1 protein-coding gene is annotated in these 396 nt (G+C 67.9%); it reads left to right on the forward strand.

Annotated elements, in window-relative coordinates; translation table 11 throughout:
- A partial coding sequence (locus LPA41_RS41310; RefSeq protein WP_229076962.1) for a polyketide synthase occupies window positions 1–396 on the forward strand: 396 nt, incomplete at both ends.

The following is a 396-nucleotide window of genomic DNA, read 5'->3' on the forward strand; positions in this document are numbered from 1 at the left end:
AGTGTGACATGGCGCTTGCTGGTGGTGTGACGGTGATGGCGACGCCGGGGACGTTCGCTGAGTTCAGTCGTCAGCGGGGTCTGTCGTTCGATGGCCGGTGCAAGTCGTTCAGTGCGTCGGCGGATGGCACGGGCTGGTCCGAGGGTGTCGGCATGCTCCTGGTGGAGCGGCTCTCGGACGCGCAGCGCAACGGTCATCCGGTGCTGGCGGTGGTTCGCGGTTCGGCGGTGAACCAGGACGGTGCTTCCAACGGTTTGACGGCGCCGAACGGTCCCTCCCAACAGCGGGTCATCCGTCAGGCTTTGGCGAACGCCGGGTTGCGGCCTGCCGAGGTTGATGTGGTGGAGGCGCACGGCACGGGGACGACGCTGGGTGACCCGATCGAGGCGCAGGCGC

Origin of the sequence: Actinoplanes sp. DH11, from assembly GCF_020873875.1 — a bacterium.
Taxonomy (GTDB): domain Bacteria; phylum Actinomycetota; class Actinomycetes; order Mycobacteriales; family Micromonosporaceae; genus Actinoplanes.